Annotated in this window: 1 protein-coding gene; it reads left to right on the top strand. The window is 64.2% G+C overall.

Features of this window, described 5'->3' with window-relative positions; genetic code table 11:
- Positions 1–134 precede the first annotated feature (134 nt).
- Positions 135–1,448: an IS256 family transposase gene (locus BST28_RS22870; RefSeq protein ID WP_083083218.1), complete on the top strand. Its 1,314-nt coding sequence runs from the start codon at positions 135–137 to the stop codon at positions 1,446–1,448.
- Positions 1,449–1,481: the final 33 nt, after the last annotated feature.

The following is a 1,481-nucleotide window of genomic DNA, read 5'->3' as shown; positions in this document are numbered from 1 at the left end:
GAGCAATGATCAATACCTGTGGATGAGCCTCGGTGAGGCGGCGTAGGAAAGGGCGCACCTTCCCGAGGATGATCTGAATGTCGAAGGTCTGATCAAGAGCCGGCGTTGGCGCGCTGGTTCGGGAAGGTACGCCCATGCTCACGGTAGTTCACGACGCGGAATCGTCCAACGAAGAGGCTGGTTCGAGCCGGTCGGTGCTCGATGAGATCGTCCGCGACGGCGCCCGCAAGATGCTGGCGGCGGCGCTGGAGGCCGAGGTCGCGGCTTATATCGCCCAGTTCACCGATGTCCTCGATGAGAACGGGCATCGCTTGGTGGTGCGCAACGGCCACCACCAGGAGCGGACCGTGCTGACTGCGGCCGGCGCGGTGGCGGTCAAGGCTCCGCGGGTCAACGACAAGCGCATCAATGCCGAGACCGGCCAGCGGTGCCGGTTCTCCTCGGCGATCCTGCCGGCCTGGGCACGTAAGTCACCTCAGATGGCCGAGGTGCTGCCGTTGCTGTATCTGCATGGGCTCTCCAGCGGAGACTTCGGCCCGGCGCTGGAGCAGTTCTTGGGCACCGGTGCGGGGCTCTCGGCGTCGGCGATTACCCGGCTGACCGCCCAGTGGCAGGACGAGGCGAAAGCCTTCGCCGCGCGTGATCTCTCGGGTACGGATTACGTCTACGTGTGGGTGGATGGGATTCACCTCAAAGTCCGTCTGGAGCAGGAGAAACTGTGTCTGCTGGTGATGATCGGTGTCCGTGCTGACGGCCGCAAGGAGCTCGTCGCGCTCACCGACGGCTACCGCGAGTCGGCCGAAGGCTGGGCGGATCTACTGCGTGATTGCCGCCGCCGCGGCATGACCGCACCGGTGCTCGCGGTCGGCGACGGCGCGCTGGGGTTTTGGAAGGCGTTACGCGAGGTGTTCCCTGACACCCGAGAGCAGCGTTGCTGGTGGCACAAGCAGGGCAACGTTCTTGCCGTACTGCCGAAATCGGCACACCCGGGCGCACTGGCGGCGCTCAAGGACATCTACAACGCCGAGGATATCGACAAGGCGCAGCTGGCGATCAAGGCCTTCGAGATCGACTACGGCGCCAAGTACCCCAAGGCGGTCGCCAAGATCGTCGACGACGCCGATGTCCTATTGGAGTTCTTCAAGTACCCGGCCGAGCACTGGATCCACCTGAGGACCACGAACCCGATCGAAAGCACCTTTGCCACAGTCCGTTTGAGGACCAAGGTGACCAAAGGGCCGGGTTCACGAGCAGCGGGGCTGGCAATGGCCTACAAGCTCATCGAGGCCGCCCAAGCCCGTTGGCGCAAGGTCAACGCCCCCGAGTTGGTCGCCCTCGTACGTGCGGGCGCGGTGTTCCACAAAGGCAAGCTGCTTGAACGACCCACCGACATCACCCCCAAACCGTCGACGGGCGAGCCCGCAACCGCCGGATCGGAGGTCGCCTGAAAATCACCGATCCACAGGTCTTGACAATATCTC

Origin of the sequence: Mycolicibacter kumamotonensis, from assembly GCF_002086285.1 — a bacterium.
Lineage (GTDB): Bacteria > Actinomycetota > Actinomycetes > Mycobacteriales > Mycobacteriaceae > Mycobacterium > Mycobacterium kumamotonense.
Note: the sequence above shows the minus strand (reverse complement) of the source record. Positions and strands in the feature narration are given on the sequence as shown.

Coding starts and splice junctions, on each gene's coding strand:
- BST28_RS22870 (WP_083083218.1), top strand. CDS start 135: ATGCTCACGGTAGTTCACGACGCGGAATCGTCCAACGAAGAGGCTGGT.